The organism is Chitinimonas sp. (genome assembly GCF_036568685.1).
Classification (GTDB): domain Bacteria; phylum Pseudomonadota; class Gammaproteobacteria; order Burkholderiales; family Chitinimonadaceae; genus Chitinimonas.
Window position 1 is genome coordinate 65,646 of record NZ_DATCSC010000051.1, and the last position, 19,564, is coordinate 85,209.

Consider the following 19,564-nt stretch of genomic DNA (forward strand, 5'->3'; position numbering starts at 1 on the left):
ATTGAAAGCGTACTGCAATACTTCCCGGAATATCCCTACCCTACTGTTTCTGCGTCTGCCGGCGACGGATGCCCAATGCAGCCAGCAAGGCCGCACCGGCCAGCGCGAGCGAACCCGGTTCCGGTACCCTCGAAGGCGGCGGAGGCGGTACGACGACACCAGAGACCGAATAGAGCTTGACGTAGTCGGAACTGGTGCCGGTCACGCTACCACCGTTGGGGTTGGCGAGCGGGTTGTAGGCACCGATCAGCCAATAGGACGACACGACACCGCCGGCGTTGATCGCCTTGCTATTGGTGCCCAGGTCAGAGTAGTTGCCAATGTTTGCCCAACCGGAACCACCTAGTTGGTCATAAGTTTTGCCAATCAGCGTCGGCGTGCCGGCGCCGGTATAGGCCATCACGGTGACGTCCGAGTCGGTCTGCCACCAGCCGAGCAGCATGTCGGTCAGCTTGACCAAGCTGTCGAAAGTCAGCAGCACCATGTCGTAACGTTGGTTGTTGTCGATAGAGTGCTCAGGCGAGGTGCCCTCGGTCACGTCGCAATAGGTGCCGGAGCTGCAGGCATCGGCATTCGATATACCTACGCCACCGCTATACCACACGGAAGTTGCGGCTTGTATGGTCTGCGTTGCTGCATTGTTGGCGGTGCTGCCCGCGGTGTCAGTGCCGCCGGTATTGGAAACACCGCTGACGGCTACACCGGTGCTTGGGGTCGGTCCCAGCACCCAAGTCGTACCGGCGGATGCCTGTCCAGCCAAAGCCAGCGCACCTAGGCCGCATAAGAACTTCATCTGGAGTTTCACGATTACACCTTTGGGTTTGGCTACAGTCCCACCATATAAAGCAACAATGGGGCCAGTCTTTAAATTTCCAACAAAATCAATTGCTTGCATTGATGGTTCGAGTGTTGAAGCCGACCGTTGTAAAGTAATCCGACAAGTAGATCGCACCGGTAGGATCAAAGCCCCAGCTCCCGCTGCAGGCTTGCAACCGCTTCGCTGGGCGCCAGGCGCCCGCTGACCTGGAAGGCCGCGCTGAGTTCATCCTTGGCCTCGGCCTTGCGCCCGGTCTTACTCAGCGCATAGGCAAGGTGGTAGCGGATCTCACCGTTCTCCGGGTTGCGCAGGCGGGCTTCTCTCAGATAACGCAGCCCTGCTTCGTACTGTCCTTGCTGCACCAATATCCATCCCAGTGTGTCGGCGTAAGCAGGGTTGCTGGGGGCCTGCTTGAGCGCCTTCTCGGCCTGTGCCTGCGCGGCCGGATCTTTGAGCTTGAGCAGCAGGTTGGCGTAGTTGTTCAGGGTAGACGCATCGTCGGGCTCCATGGTCAGGGCACGACCATAGCTCTGCTTGGCGGCAGCCAGCTGGCCGGAGCGGAATTGCGCCTCAGCGAGCGAGCGGATCGCCAGGATGTCGCTAGGGTGCTGCTTCTGCCAACCGTCAAGGAAGCTGACCGCCTTGCCCCCCTCGCCCGCCGCCAGGTAGGCATTGGCCAGCTTGAGGGCATTGGCCGTGGTCGCGGCCTTGGCAAGCACTGCGTTGTAGGCCGTCGCTGCATTGGCATATTGGCCGCGCAACATGGCGAGGTCCGCGCTAGCGAGCAGGCTGGCCGGGTGGTCGGGGTGCTTGCTGCGTAGCAGCGCCAAGGCTTCGTCGGCCTTGGCAGCGCTGCCGCGACGAGACTCGGTCTCCACCAGCAGGGCCAGGGCCGCCGGATCGTCCGGCTTACCCTGCAGTGCCTTCTGTATGCTGTAGAACGCGCCTTCCGGGTTGCCGGCCGCCAGCTGCAGACGGGCAATCTCCACCTGCTGCTCCGGGTCGAATTCTGCCTGCCGGGTAGCCGCCTGGAAGATATTGCGTGCACTGGCCGGGTCGCCCACCTGCAGATAGGTGCGGCCTAGCGCCAGTTGTACGGTCAGGTTCTCGGGGAAGCGTGCCAACAGGCTCTTGGCCGCGTTCAGTGCCTGGCTGGGCTGGCGCTGCGCCAGGTAGACATCGACCAGCACCAGGCCTGCGCGCGGGTCTCGCCTATCGACATCGCTGGCCTTCTGCAAGGCGCGCATTGCATCGGCCATACGGCCCGCCTGGTACTCAACCAGGCCCAATTCGAACAAGGCGGTCGGGGCATCCCTATGCTTGGTGAGGAAGGCATTGAGCCGGTTTCTCGCGTCGTCGTAGCGCTTCTCGCTGGCGTCGAGCTTGGCCATGTTCAGTACAGCCGGCGTATAGCCTGGTTCCTTGGCAAGCACCTGACCAAAGGCGGTCCTGGCGCCAGCCCGATCGCCTCCCGCGCTTTTGACTGTGCCTAGGAAATTGAGCATGGTCAGGTTGCCAGCGTCTTGCTTGGCTGCGCCTTCAGCAACCTGGATCGCCTTCTTGATATCGCCGCTGCGCATCAGGATGGTGGCCAGCGCCATGGCGGTGTGCGCATCGCCTGGGTTACTGGCCAGGGCTTTTTCCAGATTACGGCGGGCGAGCTCCCCCTGCCCGTTGCCCAGCTGGCTCAGGGCCAGCGTACGGTTTACCCGGCCGGTCGGCGTACGGCCAGCGGCCTTCTCCAGAAGTTCGCTCGCCTGCTGGTAGCGATGCTGGGCCATGTATACCGTACCCAGCAGATAGAGCACTTGTGGGTCGTTGGCGTTATCGCGCTGCAAGATATCGAGCAAGCCCAAGGCGCGGGGGTAGTCACGCTTCTCCACATAGAGTGTGGCCAGCAGCTTGCGGGCGCCGATATGGCGGCTGTTCTGTTTGAGTATCAGATCCAGGTACTCCCTGGCCTTCTCGGTATTGCCCAGCCCGTAGTGGGACAAGGCTCCCACCATCAACAGCTGCTCGCGGCGAGCCAGCCAGGGCGGCGGCAGGCTGTCGATCTCCTTGGCGGCTTCATTGAGCGCCGCCGTACTTGCCTTGCTGTCGCCGGCCTGGCCGGCGATCACCGCCCGTAAATAGGCAGCGCGCGGTTCGTCCGGTGCCTGGCTTGCCAGGTAGTCGAGGTCCTTGACTGCGTCGGCATTACGTTTGAGATCGAGCAAAAGACCGGCACGGGCAATCCGTGCATCGATCAACTTGGGTTCAAAGCCCAGCGCCTTATCGTAGGCAGCCAATGCTCCGGGCAAATCCATACGGGCGTGCAGGACCGAGGCATACATATTCCAGGCATAGGCATTGCGTGGGCCCAGCTCAATGGCCTGGCTGGCCAAGAGGCGCGCTTGCTCGTCCTGGCCGGAGCTCAACAATACCGGCACCTCGGCCACCAGTGGGACCACCGACTTTGGGTCTAGCGCTTTCGCCGCGCCAAAACTCTGCCGCGCCAAGGCGGGCTTGCCGAGTTCGGCGTAGGCGGTGCCGCGCATGGTCAGCACATCGACCTGGACTGCTGTGGGCAGGCCGGAAATCGGTAACCGCTCTATCACCATCTGCGGCTTGCCCAGTGCCAGGTAGAGCTGACCCAAGGTCTGTGCCACCTCGCCGATACTGACGCCCTGCTGCAGCGACTCTTCCAGCGCAGCTTCCGCGCTCTTCAGGTCACCCTTGCGCAGCAAAGCCTTACCCAGCAGCAAGCGTGCCGCCAGCATGGAATTGTCTTCCTGCAGCGTGTTTTTGAGCTGGATGATGGCGCCGGCAATGTCGCCGCGTTCGTAACGTCCTAGCGCGTCTTCGTAGTAACGCCCTGCCTTCTCTACGCTGGCGAGCACTGTTGCCGAGCAGCATGCCAGCAGACCCAATAGCGCACCGCGCCCAAGTTGAAGCACAGGTCTGAAGAGGCCGTTACGCCGTGTGATTGTCATGATTGATCGCATATCAGCTGCGTGCCTGCAGCAGGGATTCGACTTCGGCCACTCGCTGCTGAACCAAGGCTGGGTCCGCGCGGCTCTCGATGTTGAGGCGCAGCAGCGGCTCGGTATTGGATGCACGCAGGTTCAAGCGCCAGGTCGGGAAGGTCAGACTCAGGCCATCGATCTGCTCTTCCTGCGGCTGCTGTGGCGCATAGTAGGCACGGACCTTGGCGATGGCCGCGGCCGGGTCGTCGACCTGGTAGTTGATCTCGCCACTACAGGGAAAGGCACGTATCCGCTCGGCCAATAGTTGGGACAGTGGTTGGCCACGCTTGGACAACAACTCGGCCACCATCAGCCAGGGGATCATGCCGCTATCGCAGTAGGCAAAATCCCGAAAATAGTGGTGCGCGCTCATCTCGCCACCATAGATGGCATTTTCCGCCCGCATCCGTTCCTTGATAAAGGCATGGCCGGTCTTGCTCTGTATGGGCTGGCCACCCATGCGCCGGACGATTTCGACCGTGTTCCAGGTGAGTCGAGGGTCGTGGATGACGCGCTCGCCCGGCCGGCGAGAGAGGCAGACCTCGGCCAGCAAGCCGACGATGTAGTAACCCTCGACAAATTCGCCCTGTTCGTCGAACAGGAAGCAGCGGTCGAAGTCTCCATCCCATGCGATACCCATGTCGGCACCATGGGCGCGAACTGCGTCTGCCGTCGCTGCGCGATTCTCGGGCAGCAAGGGGTTGGGTATGCCATGCGGGAAGCTGCCATCCGGCTCATGGTGCAGTTTGATGAAGCGGATGGGTATGCCGCGCTGGGCGAGGCGACATTCCAGCGCATCAATCACGTGGCCGGCAGCACCGTTGCCCGCGTTGACCACCAAGGTAAGCGGGCGGATTGCGGCAAGATCAAGATAGCCCAGCAAGTGCTCCACGTAGGCGTCCAGGATGGACTGGTACATATAGACACCGCGCTGCGCTGTCGGCTCGAAGTCATTGCGTTCGACCAGTGCCTCAATGGCCTTCAGGCCGCTGTCACCGCTGATGGGCTTGGCGCCACTCCTTACCAGCTTCATGCCGTTGTAGTCGATAGGATTGTGGCTGGCAGTGATCTCGATGGCGCCATCGCAATCGAGATGGAAGGCAGCGAAGTACACCTCCTCGGTCCCGGTCAAGCCGATATCGATCACGTCGCTGCCGGCATCCTGCAAGCCGCGGGCCAAGGCGGCCTTGAGCGCTTCGCTGCTGAGCCGGATATCGGCCCCGACCACCACCCGCTTGGCTCCCAGGTACTGCGCAAAGGCTCGGCCTATGCGATAGGCGATATCCTCGTCGAGGTCCACACCCAACTTGCCACGTATATCGTAGGCCTTGAAGCACTTGAGGCTCATGGTTTCCTTTCCGGCATACTGCTAACGGCCATAGACATCCTCAAAACGGATGATGTCGTCCTCGCCCAGATAGGAGCCCGATTGCACCTCGATCATCTCGAGCGGCACCCGACCGGGGTTTTCCAGCCTGTGCTTGGTGCCGAGCGGGATAAAGGTCGATTCGTTTTCTGTGACCAGAAATTCGCTGTCGCCACGCGTTACCTTGGCCGTGCCGCGTACCACCACCCAATGCTCGGCGCGGTGATGGTGCATCTGTAGCGAGAGCGTGCCGCCGGGCTTGACCACAATGCGCTTGACCTGAAAGCGCTCGCCGTTGTCGACGCTGTCGTACCAGCCCCAAGGGCGAAACACCTTGCGGTGTGAGAGGCCCTCGGTCCTGCCTTTGCGTTTGAGGTGCTCGACTACCGCTTTGACGTCCTGGGTCTTGTCCTTATGGGCGACCAGCACCGCGTCGGCGGTTTCCACTACCACCAGGTCGGAGACCCCAATACAGGCCAGCAGCCTGCCCTCTGAGATCGCCAAGGTATCGCGGCTGTCGTGCAGAAACACGTCACCACGTACGACGTTACCTTGCCCATCCTTGGGCAGTACCTGCCACAGCGCATCCCAGGCGCCCACGTCGGACCAGCCGCCGGAGAACGGGATGACCACGGCGGGTGGCAATCCGCCCTGCCCGCCTGCGATGCGTTCCATCACGGCATAGTCGATGGAGTCGCTGGGGCATTGCGTGAAGGCGGCCTTGTCGACACGGAGGAAGTCGCCGTCACTGGTAAGTCCGGCCCAGGCTGTCTGGCAAGCTTGCAGGATGTCCGCCCGGCATGCTTGCAGCGCGGTCAGCCAGACCGAGGCCTTGAGCATGAACAGGCCGCTGTTCCATAGGAAGTTGCCTGCGTCCACATAGGACTGCGCGGTCGGCCGGTCAGGCTTTTCAACAAAGCGGGCGATACTGCTGGCGCCATCAGCGCCAAGCGGAGTCCCCGCCTGGATATAGCCGTAGCCAGTCTCGGGGCTATCCGGCGTGATGCCAAAAGTGACCACGTGACCCTTGGCGGCCCAGGCTGCACCTGCACTGGCCACGCGGTGAAAGGCCGGAATGTCGGTGATTACGTGATCTGAAGGCATGACCAGCAAGATAGGGTCGCTGCCATCGCGGCTGGCGGCCAGCGCTGCCAGGGTGAGCGCTGGCGCAGTATTGCGCCCGGCCGGCTCCAGCACGATGCTGCCCTCGCGGCCGAGCAGTCGTAGCTGCTCGGCGATCACGAAGCGGTATTCCTCGTTGCAAACCAACACGGCCTTGGCCAAGGTCAGCCCCTGTAGACCGTCCACGCGCCGCAAGGTGGCCTGCAACAGCGAGTCTTCACCAATCAACGGCAGAAGTTGCTTGGGGTATTTCTCGCGTGACAGCGGCCAGAGCCGGGTACCCGACCCGCCAGACAGGACCACGGGGACCAGTGTCTGCATGATGTCCTTGTCCACTTTGGCTCCACTCCTAGCGTAAGGCAGCTTCGAAATGCGCCTTGTACCAGGGCATGGCCACCTTCACGCCGTCGCTTAAGCGATGGCTGGGCACATAGCCCAACAGGCGGTTGGCCTTGCTGATATCGGCCTGGGAATGGCGCACATCGCCAGCACGGAAGTCCTGGTAGGCCGGCTGCAGCTCGGCAAGCTCCGGGTGAGACCCCGCTAGCGTGTCACGCAAGATGGTGAACAGCTGGTTGAGCGTGGTCCGGTCGTTCACCGCGATGTTATAGACCTGGTTGATCGCATCGGCATTCTGGGTGGTTGCCGCCAGGATATTGGCTTGCACCGCGTTCTCCACGAAGCAGAAGTCACGGCTGGTCTCGCCATCGCCGTTGATGGCAACCCGCTCGCCCAACAGCATGGCCTTGACCCAGCAGGGGATCACCGCCGCGTAGGCGCCTTCAGGGTCCTGCCTTGCGCCGAAGATGTTGAAGTAGCGCAAGCCGATGGAGCCAAAACCGTAGCAGCGGCCGAACACATCGGCGTAGAGCTCGTTCACATACTTGGTCACGGCGTAGGGCGAGAGTGGCCGGCCGATGGCGTCCTCGACCTTGGGCAAGCCTGGGTGGTCGCCATAGGTGGAGCTGGACGCAGCATAGACAAAACGTTTCACGCCGGCGTCGCGCGCGGCTACCAGCATATTGAGAAAGCCGTCGATATTGGAGGCGTGGGTCAGCAATGGGTCCTCGATGGAACGCGTTACCGAACCCAGCGCCGCCTGATGCAGCACATAGTCCACCCCCTGCACTGCGGCGCGGCAGGCTTCTAGGTCGCGGATGTCCGCGCGCTGGAAGCGAAAGCGTGACCATTGCTCGGCACTGACCTGCCGCTGTATCTCATCCAGGTTGCGCTGGTAGCCGGTCGAGAAATTGTCGAGCCCGACCACCTGTTGGTCGAGCTTGAGCAAGGTCTCCGCCAAGTGCGAACCGATAAAGCCCGCAGCGCCCGTGACCAGCCAGCGGGTGGGTTGCTGACGCAGATGGGCACAGACCTGGCCATAGGCGCCAGTATCGGGAGTTACAGGCGCCATACCGTTGCTCCCAGCGCGGTCAGCTTGGCGGTGTCGTAGCTGCTCTTCACGTCGGTAAAGACGCCGTTGGCTTGCAGCCGCTCGGCGTAGTCCGACAGCGGCCGGGCTTTGTACTCCTTGTGTGCCACGGCGGCGACGATGGCGGCGGCCTTGGGTAACGACTCCCAGGGCGTGAGTGGAATGCCGTACTCATGCACGGCCTCGTCAGGATCTGCCACCGGGTCATGCACAAAGACCTCGGTGCCATAGGATTGCAGCTCGCGGATCACATCGATCACGCGCGAGTTGCGCAGGTCCGGGCAGTCTTCCTTGAAGGTCAGACCCAGCACGATCACAGGCGCACTACGCACCTGCCAGCCGTTGCGGACCATGTGCTTGATGGTCTGCTCGGCAATGAACTTGCCCATGCCGTCATTGATGCGGCGACCGGCGGTGATCACCTCCGGGTGGTAGCCCAGCATCTCGGCCTTGTGGGTCAGGTAGTAGGGGTCCACGCCTATGCAATGGCCGCCAACCAGGCCTGGTCGGAAGGGCAGAAAGTTCCACTTGCTGCCAGCCGCTTGCAGCACTTCCAGCGTGTCGATACCCACGCGATCGAAAATGATGGCTAGCTCGTTCATCAGCGCGATATTGAGGTCGCGCTGGGTGTTCTCGATCACCTTGGCGGCCTCCGCCACCTTGATGCTGGAGGCGCGGTAGACACCGGCGGTGACCACGCTGCCGTAGACCTCGGCCACTCGTTCCAGGGTCTCCGGGGTATCACCCGAGACAACCTTCACGATCTTGGTCAGGGTACGTTCCTTGTCGCCTGGGTTGATGCGCTCGGGCGAGTATCCGACGTTGAAGTCCTGCTTCCACTTCAGGCCGGAGTGCTTTTCGATGATGGGGATGCATACCTCTTCGGTCGCGCCGGGGTAGACCGTGGATTCGAATACCACCGTCGCACCGCGCTTGAGGTGCTTGCCGACCGACTCGGAGGAGCCGATCAAGGGGCGGAAGTCCGGTTGGTGGGCCTCATCGACTGGCGTGGGAACGGCGACGATGATGAAGTCGGCTTCGGCCAGGGCGGCAGGGTCGCTGCCGACCTCCAGATACTTGGCCGCCTTCAGCTCCTCGGTGCTGACTTCCCCGGTCGGATCGATGTACTCGCGATAGTGCGCGATCTTCTGTGCGGACAGATCGAAGCCTATGGTGCGAGACTTCTTACCGAATTCGACTGCCAGCGGCAGACCAACATAGCCCAGACCTACGACTGCAACGGTTGTCATGTAACCCTCTTCTCTCTTCTTGATACTGGTATGAAGCGCAGCTTGGCCTAGAGGCTCTTTTGTAGCTGCGCAACCTCGGTTTGCGCCGGGAATTTGTCTCCCAGCTTGGCCAGGACATCCAGTTCCTTCCTGGCATCGTTCTTCTGACCGGCCTTGATCAGTGCCTTGGCCAGGTTGAGCCGTAATTGCGGTGCCTGCGGTGCCAGCGTTACCGCCTTGCGCATCAGCTCAAGCGCCCGTGCGCTATCTCCCTTTTCAGAGAGCAGTACACCCAGGGTGTCCATGATGGCGGGCTGGTCGGGCGCCATCTTGTAAGCCTTCTCGGCATATTCCAGCGCCTTGGGGTCCTTGTTCTGGAAGGCGGCCCAGGCGAGGTTATTCATCAGCAAGGCGTTGTTGGGGGCCGTCTCCGCCAGCGTCTTGTAGTAACGCACCGCAGTCGCATAGTCCTTCCTGCCGTTGGCTACTTCGGCCAGATAGAGCTTGAACTGCTCGTCGGTCGGATGTTCCTTGGCCCAACTGTCGGCAAACTTCGTGGCCTCGGGGGAGGCACTGTTCAATAGCGCCGAGTGCAGGCGGATCGCGAGGTCGGTGGTCTGCACCTGCTTGATGCCCTCGCGGTAGGCCGCAGTGGCCTCCGGCCAGGCTTTGCGCAGAACCTGTACGTCTCCTTCCAGCATGTAGCCAACCGACTCCTTGGGACGCTGTTTCTGCACGTTGCGCGCTTCTTCGATGGCCTTGTCTGTGTGACCGGCATCGAGCTCAAGCAAAATCACCCCGCGCTGCGCTTCCACCAGATTAGGCGTGATGGACAAGGCCTTGCGCAGGCTTTCCAGCGCAGCCGGCTTGTTCTTCTCGGCCAACTGCACTTCGGCAATGTGCAGATAGGGCTGCGCAGATTTGGGTTGCAGGCTTGCCAGCTTGTTGTAGCTGGTTAGCGCCTGATTGGTATCGCCTGCAGCCAGTTGCGCCCGACCGGCGGCCTCAAGCAATTCGGGACGGTCCGGTTGGGCAGCCAGCGCTTCTTGGGTTGCTGCGAGTGCCTTCTTGGCATCTTTCTGATTGAGGTAGTAGCCAATCAGGGCGAGCCGAGGAGCCAGCGCATTCGGGTCCGCGGTGACTGCCTTGCCGATCAGGGTGGTGATCTCGTCAGGTTTGCCCCCTTGCTTGGCCAACAGCTCGGCGGTTGCCAGCAGCGCCTGGATATTCTTGGGGTCTTTGGCCGTGATGGCTTCGAAGCGCTTACGGGCCTCGGCCGGCTTCTTATCGACCAGGTCGAGGTTGGCCAGGTTGGCAGCCGCAGGGAAATAGGTCGGGTCTACCTTGAGTGCTTGTTCAAAGCTGGCTCGTGCACCATCACGATCACGCTTGGCAAGCAACACGGTGCCGCGCAGGTTCTTGGCGATGGGGCTGTTGGGCTGCTTCTTCTCAAGGCCATCCACTGCCTTCAGCGCCTTGTCGTATTCCTTGCGCTGCAGATGGGCACTGATGAGCGCCATGTCTGCACCAACGCCCAGATCGGCCTCGGCCACCTGCTCCAGCTCCCGGAAGGCGTTGCTGTCACCACTGCGGGCAATGCGCGACACCGCAACCGAAGCGCGTTTTTCCTTGCTGTTGGGATCCAGCGCCGCGGCCCTGGCGAAGTAGGTCTCCGCCTTAGCCGAGTCCCCATTCTGCATATAGACCTGGCCAGCCAATGCCAGCATATTGGAATTCTTGTCGATCTTGTCGAGCGCCGGCTGCAGGACCTCTTGGGCCTTGCGGCCTTGGCCACTCTGCAGATAACTCATGATGAGCATGCCACGCGCCATATCAAGGTCCGGCGTGATCGATAGCGCCTTGAGCAGGAAGGTCTCTGCTTGGGCGAAGCTGCGTAGCTTGTACTCAATGGCACCGGCGAGTTGTAGCCCGAGCGGATTGTCAGGGGTCAGCTTGAGCACCTGCTGGATCGATTCCCTGGCGGCCGGGTAACGCTTTTGCTGGTAGGCCAGCAAGGCATCGAGATAGAGCGTCTGAGGGTGCTTGGCGGCAGTCTTCTTGAGGCTATCGAGTTCCTTGGCGGCCTCGTCCTGCTTATTGCTCTCAAGCAGGCGCATGATCAGCGCAGCGTGCGCCGGTAGGGAGTCGGGCTTGTTCTCGAGCGCCTTGCGATAGGTGACGATCGCCTCCTCGTCCTTACCTTCTGCAACCTGGATATCACCCTTGAGCTGCCAGGCCTCAACCAGCTTGGCATCCTGTGCGATCGCCTTGTCCACCAAGCCCTGGGCGGTGGCAAAGTCCTTTTCTGCCGCAGCCATGCGGGCCTGGCTGACTAGGGCTGGCGGGTAGCCAGGCTTGATTTCAAGCGCGGTTTCGAAGGACTGCTTGGCGGCATCCATCTTGCCTTGCAGATAGTAGGCTTGGCCCATGCTGACCTGTAGGTCGGCCTTGCTGTCCGGGGTAGTCAGATTGCTATTGGCCAGATCATCACTGACCTTGCGGAATTCACCCTTGGCCAGCAGGGCTCGGGCCAAGGCCGGGATCACCTGCTCTGGTGCGTATTTCAGTTCCTGGGCCTTCCGCAATTCGACCTCTGCGGCCACAGCGTCCCCACCCTCAAGCAGGGTCTTGCCAAGCAGAAAGCGCGCCTCGGCAAGCTCAGGGTTGCCTTGCAGGGCATTCTTGAGCTGGATGACAGCAGCTTTGCCGTCGTTCTTGGCAAGATAGTCCTTGGCCGAGGCAAGCTGGGTTTCCGGCTTTTCCCCACCACAGGCTGTCAGTAGCAAGGACAGCAGCAACGCCGAAGCGGTCAAGGATTTCACGGTATGGGATGTAGTCACGGTCATCTCTGATAAGAAATTGAACGACGGATCTGCGCGTACTTACTTGAGTCCAAAGCGATGCATCAGGTCATAGAGCGTGGGGCGGCTCACACCCAGCAGTTCGGCCGCCTTCACGATATTGCCGTCGACTCGGCTGAGCGCGGTGATGACGACCCGCTTCTCCGCATCATCACGTGCCTGGCGTAGGTCGAGCGGCGCCATGTCGTCTTCTGCCGGGGCCTGCAAGCCGACGTCTTCAACGGTGATCTGGTTGCCATCGGCCATGATGACCGCCCGCTTGATGCAGTTTTCGAGTTCACGCACATTGCCCGGCCAGTTATGCGCCTCGATGGCGCGTACGGCGTCCTCGCGCAGGCTCATGGAGCCGCGTTTCTGCTCGGCGGCAAAGCGTCGTACAAAGGCATGGGCCAGCAAGGTGGCGTCCCCCTGGCGGGCCCGTAGCGGCGGGATGTTCACCACGATCTCTGCGAGGCGGTAGTACAGGTCCTCGCGGAAGCGACCTTCCTTGATCAATACCTTGAGATCCTGGTGCGTAGCGCAGACGATGCGTACATCCACCGGGATCTCCTGTCGGCCCCCCACCCGTTCTATGACCCGTTCCTGCAGGAAACGGAGCAGCTTGGCCTGCAGTGCATGCGGCAGATCGCCGATCTCGTCGAGCATCAGGGTGCCGCGGTGTGCAGTTTCGATCTTGCCGGGCGTGGTCTTGGCGGCGCCGGTAAAGGCGCCCTTCTCGTAACCGAAGAGTTCGCTTTCGAGCAGGTTGTCCGGAATGGCGGCGCAATTGATCGCCACAAAGCGCTCGCCGCTGCGGGGCGAAGCATCGTGCGCGGCGCGAGCCAAGAGTTCCTTGCCGGTCCCGCTCTCACCCAGCAAGAGCACGGTCGCATTGGCGACCGAGACCTTCTCGATGGTCCGACAGACCCGCAGCAGCTCAGGGTCCTTGGTGATCAGCCCGGAAAGTACATCCGGCTGCTGCATCTGCTGGAGACGCCGGTTTTCCTGCTGCAGATCGTAGAGCCGAAAGGCGCGTTCAATGGTGAGCGCCAGCAAATCCACCTCGAACGGCTTGGCGAAGAAGTCATAGGCACCGAGGTCAATCGCCCGCAAGGCGTTGGCACGGTCGTTCTGGCCAGTAAGCACAATGACCTTGGTATCCGGCGCGATCTGCAGGATCTGCTCCAGCAAGCGGAAACCTTCAGACACCGAATCCGGATCGGGCGGCAGGCCCAGGTCCATGGTCACTACCGGTGGAATATTGCGTCTGATCTGTACGAGCGCACTCTCGCGGTCGTTGGCGGTCAGCGTCTCATATTGATCGAATGCCCAGCGGATCTGCTTTTGCAAGGCGGGGTCATCTTCGACAATCAGCAAGGGACGTAGCTTTTCGGAACTCACTCCAACTCCTTCTACTGCCTGTTTTCTTTATGCATGCCGCCTTCCAGGTCAAACAGCGGCAAGAGCAGGCTGACCTGGGTACCCACGTTGAGCGCACTGTCGACCGACACCTTGCCGCCGAGCTCGTGCACATACTGGAAGCTTTCATAGGCGCCAATGCCCATGCCCGCCGGCTTGGTAGTCTGGAAAGGTCGGAACAGTCGTTCGCGCACGAACTCTGGCGTCATGCCATGGCCGCTATCGCCGACCTCTACCAGCGCATGCGAGTCCTGCTTGTCCAGTTTGACCCACACCCGCCCGCCGTTCTCGGTCGCGTCTAGCGCGTTCTGCACAATATGGCCGATGACTCTCTCCACCCGCTCCTCGTGACCCTTGGCGATTACCCTTTCGCGTAACTCGACCTCCACATCCCTGCCCTGCTCCGCCTTGGTAGTCTGGATACGCCGTATCACATCACCAAGATCGATACCCCGAGCACTGTCGACCGGTGTGGCGCCGTCCCGCAGTTGCATCATCAGTTGGCGCATCCGCTCCACCGAGTGCTGGACCGTCATCAGCATGTCCTGCTGGAACTCTGGGTTTTCGCGATGCCGCTCGGCGTTCTTCAGCATCAGCGAGAGCTGGGCCACCACATTCTTGAGGTCGTGCACCACAAAGGCCGACATGCGGTTGAAAGCGTCAAACTTGCGGACCTCCAGCAATGCCTCGGTAGCCTGCATCTGCCCCAGGAAGGCACCAGCCTGCCGGCCAGCAGTCTTGAGCAGGTCATTCACTTCCCAGTTGACGTCGATCTGCGTACGCGCCGTGGTCAGCACGACAAAACCGATCAACTCGATACCGGTTGCCAGCGGAACGACCAGCCAGGCGTTGGGGACCTCCAGCAACCAGGTAGGTAGTGTCAAATGGTCATAACGTCGTGGTACCGACCGGTACTCCTCCAGATTGATCACCCAGCCATTGTCGAGCAGGAACTGACACAAACCGCTGTCGGCATCCTCGGTAGCGGTGGAGAGCGTGATGTTCCAGCAGGCAGCCTGCGCAAAAAAATGCCCCGAGGGGTCCTTTAGCCACAGTGCACCAGCCGGGCTTTCCACCATGTCAGCCAAGCCTTTGACCACATGCCGTCCCATCTCGGAGAAGCCGTCCTGCGAGGACAGCGTCTGGGTAAAGCGCAGCCATTCCTCCCGATAGTCGTAGCGGTAGCTGAAAAAATGCTTGCCGACCTGCACTCGCAGCTTGGCGCGCATCGAACCTGAGAGTGCCAGCACGCCCAGGATCAGCAGTGCCGAAAACAACAAGGCCAGCTGGAGTGCCCTACCCCAGTCACCGCCGAAATAGCGGACGTAATAGCCGGCCGCCGCCATCAGCAGCAGATATACGCCAACGGCCAGCAAAGTGACCGATTGCAACGCTGCCCGTTGTGACAACACAACCCGCGCCTTGAAGTTATGGCTGCGGATGGTGGAGATCACCAACAACGGCACGACCAGCGCGTGGACAAAACCACGGATGCTGAAGGCATCGGCATCCAGGCGGTTGAACAACAAGGCATCCGAGTACAGGTATAGGTCAAACAGCAAGGCACCGCCGAGCCCAACGCAGAGTGGCTTGATGCTCCAGCGGCGGTCGGCCGGCACATTGCGGAACAGCTGCTCAACCAGGGTCAATGCGAATACGGTCATCACCAACGAATCGAACAGCGCGAGTCGCAGGGGAGAATAGGGAAAAGGTATGCCGCTGACGGCGATGAACTGGGCGCCTACACCGATCGCAACCAGGCCGCTGGCCAGTGCAATCAGCAGGTGCATTCTGGGAGAGCCCTTGGTACCTGCGATCGGCTCAGGGCGGAGCAGCACCAACAGAAACAGGAACCAGCTGCCAAAGCGCAGGACTTCGGTCAGCAAGCTCGCAGCCAGGAAGAACACCTGCCCGGTCAGGACAGCGGCCAGATTCACCGCACCCCATAGCGAGCAGACTGCCACCGCCAAAGTGAGGGTACGGCTACGCGGACCACTACGCCCTACCGCCAGCAGATAGAGGAAAAAGGCCGAGTAGACCACCGCCGCAAGGCCATAGCTCCATGCGGCTATTGTCGCCATGCTGGTCATGGAGAAACGAGCGCCTTCTTCGAGGCGCTTCGACTACCACTCATGTCACTGGGCGCCTTTCCCCGTCAACACCACACCCACGGTCTTGACCAGCACATTGAAGTCAAGCAGCAGCGTATGGTTCTTCACGTAGTACAAGTCGTACTGCAGTTTCTGAACGGAGTCGTCTACCGAGGCGCCGTAGTGGTAGTTCACCTGCGCCCAGCCGGTAACACCTGGCTTGACGCTATGGCGAACCGCATAGAAGGGAATGTCACGAGTCAGCTGATCAACGAAATAAGGACGTTCCGGGCGAGGGCCAACCAGGCTCATATCGCCCGCCAGCACACTGAAGAGCTGCGGCAATTCGTCGATACGCAGCTTGCGGATCACGCGGCCGACGCGGGTAACGCGGTCGTCATTGGCAGTAGCCCAGCGTGGTCGGCCATCTTTTTCCGCATCTACCCGCATGCTGCGGAACTTGATCACATTGAACAACCGGCCGCCCAGGCCGACGCGCTCCTGCCGGTAGAGTATGGGCATACCGTCTTCCAGCATGATCAGCATGGCGGTAATCAGCATGATAGGCAGCGCCAGAGCCAGCAGAAGACTGGAGGCGACGATGTCAAAGGTGCGCTTGACCAGCGTACGCGCCCAGCCTTGGCGAAAGCCATCGCCGAAGATCAGCCAGCCTGCCTTTAGCGAGTCCATCCGGATTTGCCCCAGCGAGCGTTCGAAGTAACTTGCAAGATCGAGCACGCGCATGCCGGAGAGTTTGCAATCAAGCAGCTCGCGCAGGGGCAGGATGCCGCCACGGCGCTCGCGGACTGCAACAATGATTTCATTGACCTTGAGTGCGTGGGCGGTGTCAGACAACGACATGTCACGCGACAAGGTATTCTGGGTGGGAACGCGGATATCGGTACAGGTGGGGCTGGGATAGTAGCCAACGATCTGCACACCAGCGTCGGACTTTCTCAACACTTTGCCGACCGATTCAGCCTCGGCACCGGCGCCGAAGATCATGACCCGGTGGGTCAGCAAACCCCGGGGGCGACGTGGTGTGCTGCTTTCCCCGTGCATGGGGCGCCCTGCCTGGCGAACCTTGGTCTTGGCCACCGGCGACAGAAAGCTGACGTTGCTGCGGTTGTAAGTGGAGGCCGCGACCCGGGCATGAACCTTATCGGTCGCGGTGCTGGTTTGACGTGAGACAGAATCAAGATTTCCCATCACGGCCACAATCATTGTTAGCTAATAATCTAAAATGCCCGATGTTATTAAATTTCAAGGCGGGCGATTTATCTTCGATTATCGGCGAAATTACCATCCCCCATATGGGGTATGAGCAGGACTGGGGCCTTGAGCCCAATTTTGCTGCGTCCTGCCACGCTCTCCCTCGAATTGGCGGTGACCGGCGACTTTGTATTGCCGGAAAGCCATTCGTTTTCCAGCGATGATAGCCATCCCACTGGCGCCGTCAAAGCTCATTTCTTGTTAAGAATTGCCTAAAAACCCATACCGCAAGTATCTGAACGTAAATTCATTATGACAATGTCATTGATTGTCATGTAATTTAAAGAAGTGCATTAATTGATTAGGTAAAACTGATGTTTCAAGTCATTGATACTGCATCGGCTCCGGACAATAGTGGCGAAATATGTCGGATAAATTAAAGTGTTAGATTTCTCTAACATTCTGTGGGTAACTATTTGCCATTTTCAGAAATGGCGTGCGCTGGGCAGCAAAATAATTTTTGTAAAAATTACCAAGTGATCAGTGGAACGGGTTCCACGGATCATGAGGCAGATAATTATCGGGCTCCACCCGTTGCGACGGGAGCGGATGGCCGGCCCGGACGGGGTGCGGGGAGATAAAGGGCGAGCATCAGCAGCAGATAGAACAGAAAGGCGACCCGAGGCACGTCCAGCAGGCTGTCAAACGCCCCGACAACCAGAAAGGCCAGTAGCGAGGCGGCGAGCGCCGGCGCCAGTGGGTGGCTGCGGGCGTCGCCGACCAGCAGGCGCCAACCGGCTGCAACCAGGAGGCAGAGAAAGAGCGCCAGGCCGATCAGTCCTTGGTCGAACAGCACGTTCAGGAACAGGTTCTTGATATGCCAGGGCAAGTGCTGCCTGTCGCTGGTAAAGAACCAGTGGGCCATCTCCCGCGCAAAGTCGCCGTTGCCCAGCAAGGAGCGCCCCTGAGCATCGAGCAGTTGCACATTGTCGATGTCCATTACCCTGCCCCGGGTGTCGACAGCGATGGAAAAGAATGCCAGCCGGGGAGCATAGCTCGGCCCCCCGCCGAGGTTCGTGGCGTCGAGCCTTAAAGTCAGCGTTCGCCAGCTACCAGGGTCTGGCTTCAAGGCCAGAGATTGCAGTGCGCAACCTGCGTTGTAGAGCAACTGCTTCTCGCAAACCTCGACGTGCAGGGTGGTCTCTTCCTTCACACGTACATCGAGCTTGGCTGTATAGGCGCCACCATGTTGGACCGGTACACGCTGCGCCATGCGGAACAATTCGCCGAATCCCAGGATGTGCCGAGGTCCGGCCAGGGTCAGATAAGCGTTGCCGTGCTCATTGTTGATGCGATAGCTGCCTGGAAATTCATTGTCACTGGCACCGTACAGATAGTTGGCAGGAAAACGCCCCAGACCTTTGCCTAGCAGCCAATCCCCATCGCTGTGCAGGAGACTGAGTCCGCTGCTCCAGTGCTGGAGGCGGCCACCCATATCACGCTCGCTGGTCGAGAAGCGCCCTGCCATATAGCCGCCGCCGCTGAGCACCGCGATCGTACCCGAGATCAGCATAATCACGCCGAACACGGCCCCCTGCCCTTGCAATTGGCTGGGCCAGAGTGGTGAGCTGGTCTTCAACTGCCAGAACAGTACCAGCAGCAAACCGATCAAGGTGAGAGAGGTATCGAGCAAGGCGCCATCGCCTCCCCAGTGCCAAGCCACCATGGCGGCCTGTACCACGGTCCAGCCGTAGGTGGCGATGGAAGCCACCTGCCAAAGGCGGGTGGACCGAAGCTTGTACATGGTCTGCGCCAGTAGCGCTGCGCCTAGGGCGAGCGCAAAGAGCAGATATGGTCCCTTGCTGACAAGGCCGGCGGCAAAGCCCCCCAATAGACCCAGCAGCAGGCCCGCGAGCCCGCCTGCCATCCAGTCTCCAGGCTTGCCGGCCTTGGTGCTGCTGCCGAGCGGCAGACTGAGCAGGACAACCGCCAACACGGCCAGCATGGCGCGATAGCCGCCGCTCTTGAACACCAGCTGCATGGCCAGCACGGTGAGCGCAAGCAGGATGCCGCCGAACAGCAGTCGCCGCACGGGAGGGCGTGCTTGCGGGGCGTTGCGATTGCGTAGCTGGCAAAGGACGAGCACCACCAGTGCAGTACCTACTGCCAGGTAGACGCCGCGGGAGAAGGTGGTCAGGCAGACATAGATGCTCAGTAACAGAACTGCGGCCAGCCACAGCCAACGCAGCTTGCTACGGGTGCGCAGCACGGCGTCAAGCGCGAAAGGCAGGGTCAGAGCCAGGAAACCGTCCAGGGCGGCGCCGCCGACATGCATTTCCCAGAACAAGGCGGTGGTCCGGTAGTCGCTTGAAAAGTCGAGCAGCCCGGGAAAGGCTGCCCGTTCCCACACTGCGGCCAAGCCCGCCCCTGCCAGGCCCAGGATCAAGCCTCCGCCTAGCCAGCGGGCCACGCCGCGGCCATCCCGCGCCAGTTCCCAGCGTAAGAGCGGGCTCAGCAATAGCGCAAAGAGCAGGCTCTTGAGTAGCCGCAGGCTGTTGAGTGCCTCGTCATAGCCTTGAAACCATCCCAGCTGCAAGCCACCAGCATCGAGCACGCCCCGATACAGGGCGACCAGGGCGCTGATCAACAGGGCGTTGAGCAGCAGCTTGCTTCGCAGGGCCAATCTGGGAGTGCGCCAGTTGGCGCTGGCGGTAGGTTGCCTGGCTTGCACGACCAGTCTGGCATATGCCCCCGCTGCCGCGCCAAGCAACAGCAGATCGAATTCCTCAAATGTCAGCCAGCCACTCCAAGGGGCAAGGTCGATCAAGGGCAGCAGCGCCGGGACGATCAACAGCCAAAGTCTGGGCAAGGCTGCGCAAGCCAGGCTCCATGTCAGTACGAGCACCAGGGCGGTGTCGGCGGAAAGCGGATGATGGGCGGCGATGCCCAGGCCGCCAACGAGGCTGGCCAGGGCCATCACCGCGGCGATGCCGCGGCTGGCAAGGGAGTGTTGCTCTGGCGGTCGCTGTGACATG

General features: G+C 60.9%; 11 protein-coding genes. All 11 read right to left on the reverse strand.

Features of this window, described 5'->3' with window-relative positions; all coding sequences use genetic code 11:
- Positions 1 to 40: 40 nt before the first annotated feature.
- Positions 41 to 805 (reverse strand): exosortase-dependent surface protein XDP1, encoded by a 765-nt coding sequence (xdp1, locus tag VIM95_RS08620; protein ID WP_331984630.1) that lies wholly within the window; start codon positions 803 to 805, stop codon positions 41 to 43.
- A 155-nt stretch (positions 806 to 960) separates the two neighbouring features.
- Positions 961 to 3,696: an XrtA/PEP-CTERM system TPR-repeat protein PrsT gene (gene prsT, locus VIM95_RS08625; protein WP_331984631.1), complete on the reverse strand. Its 2,736-nt coding sequence runs from the start codon at positions 3,694 to 3,696 to the stop codon at positions 961 to 963.
- 106 nt (positions 3,697 to 3,802) lie between these two features.
- Positions 3,803 to 5,170, reverse strand: coding sequence for a phosphomannomutase CpsG (locus VIM95_RS08630; protein ID WP_331984632.1), 1,368 nt, complete (start codon positions 5,168 to 5,170; stop codon positions 3,803 to 3,805).
- A 21-nt stretch (positions 5,171 to 5,191) separates the two neighbouring features.
- The gene (locus VIM95_RS08635) at positions 5,192 to 6,646 is read right to left on the reverse strand and encodes a mannose-1-phosphate guanylyltransferase/mannose-6-phosphate isomerase (protein WP_331984634.1); all 1,455 of its coding nucleotides are present in this window, start codon (positions 6,644 to 6,646) and stop codon (positions 5,192 to 5,194) included.
- 13 nt (positions 6,647 to 6,659) lie between these two features.
- Positions 6,660 to 7,721: an SDR family oxidoreductase gene (locus VIM95_RS08640; protein WP_331984636.1), complete on the reverse strand. Its 1,062-nt coding sequence runs from the start codon at positions 7,719 to 7,721 to the stop codon at positions 6,660 to 6,662.
- Positions 7,709 to 8,989 (reverse strand): nucleotide sugar dehydrogenase, encoded by a 1,281-nt coding sequence (locus VIM95_RS08645; protein ID WP_331984638.1) that lies wholly within the window; start codon positions 8,987 to 8,989, stop codon positions 7,709 to 7,711. Before VIM95_RS08645 ends, VIM95_RS08640 begins: the two co-directional genes overlap by 13 nt.
- Positions 8,990 to 9,036: 47 nt before the next feature.
- Positions 9,037 to 11,808 carry an XrtA/PEP-CTERM system TPR-repeat protein PrsT gene (gene prsT, locus VIM95_RS08650; RefSeq protein WP_331984640.1) on the reverse strand — a complete coding sequence of 924 codons (2,772 nt, stop codon included), beginning with the start codon at positions 11,806 to 11,808 and terminating at the stop codon, positions 9,037 to 9,039.
- A gap of 42 nt (positions 11,809 to 11,850) precedes the next feature.
- Entirely contained in the window at positions 11,851 to 13,209 is a 1,359-nt protein-coding gene (gene prsR, locus VIM95_RS08655) for a PEP-CTERM-box response regulator transcription factor (RefSeq protein WP_331984642.1), read from the reverse strand.
- Between the two features lie 11 nt (positions 13,210 to 13,220).
- Complete coding sequence (prsK, locus tag VIM95_RS08660) at positions 13,221 to 15,308, reverse strand: XrtA/PEP-CTERM system histidine kinase PrsK (RefSeq protein ID WP_331984644.1); 2,088 nt, start codon at positions 15,306 to 15,308, stop codon at positions 13,221 to 13,223.
- Positions 15,309 to 15,362: 54 nt separating this feature from the next.
- Positions 15,363 to 16,526: a TIGR03013 family XrtA/PEP-CTERM system glycosyltransferase gene (locus VIM95_RS08665; RefSeq protein WP_331984682.1), complete on the reverse strand. Its 1,164-nt coding sequence runs from the start codon at positions 16,524 to 16,526 to the stop codon at positions 15,363 to 15,365.
- Positions 16,527 to 17,106: 580 nt separating this feature from the next.
- Positions 17,107 to 19,563 carry a hypothetical protein gene (locus VIM95_RS08670; RefSeq protein ID WP_331984646.1) on the reverse strand — a complete coding sequence of 819 codons (2,457 nt, stop codon included), beginning with the start codon at positions 19,561 to 19,563 and terminating at the stop codon, positions 17,107 to 17,109.
- Between the last annotated feature and the right edge of the window lies 1 nt (position 19,564).

Bases quoted from the DNA above. Each gene is read 5' to 3' on its own strand.
- VIM95_RS08630 (WP_331984632.1), bottom strand. From the start codon at position 5,170: ATGAGCCTCAAGTGCTTCAAGGCCTACGATATACGTGGCAAGTTGGGT.
- VIM95_RS08640 (WP_331984636.1), bottom strand. From the start codon at position 7,721: ATGGCGCCTGTAACTCCCGATACTGGCGCCTATGGCCAGGTCTGTGCC.
- VIM95_RS08645 (WP_331984638.1), bottom strand. From the start codon at position 8,989: ATGACAACCGTTGCAGTCGTAGGTCTGGGCTATGTTGGTCTGCCGCTG.
- prsK (WP_331984644.1), bottom strand. From the start codon at position 15,308: ATGGCGACAATAGCCGCATGGAGCTATGGCCTTGCGGCGGTGGTCTAC.
- VIM95_RS08665 (WP_331984682.1), bottom strand. From the start codon at position 16,526: ATGGGAAATCTTGATTCTGTCTCACGTCAAACCAGCACCGCGACCGAT.
- VIM95_RS08670 (WP_331984646.1), bottom strand. From the start codon at position 19,563: ATGTCACAGCGACCGCCAGAGCAACACTCCCTTGCCAGCCGCGGCATC.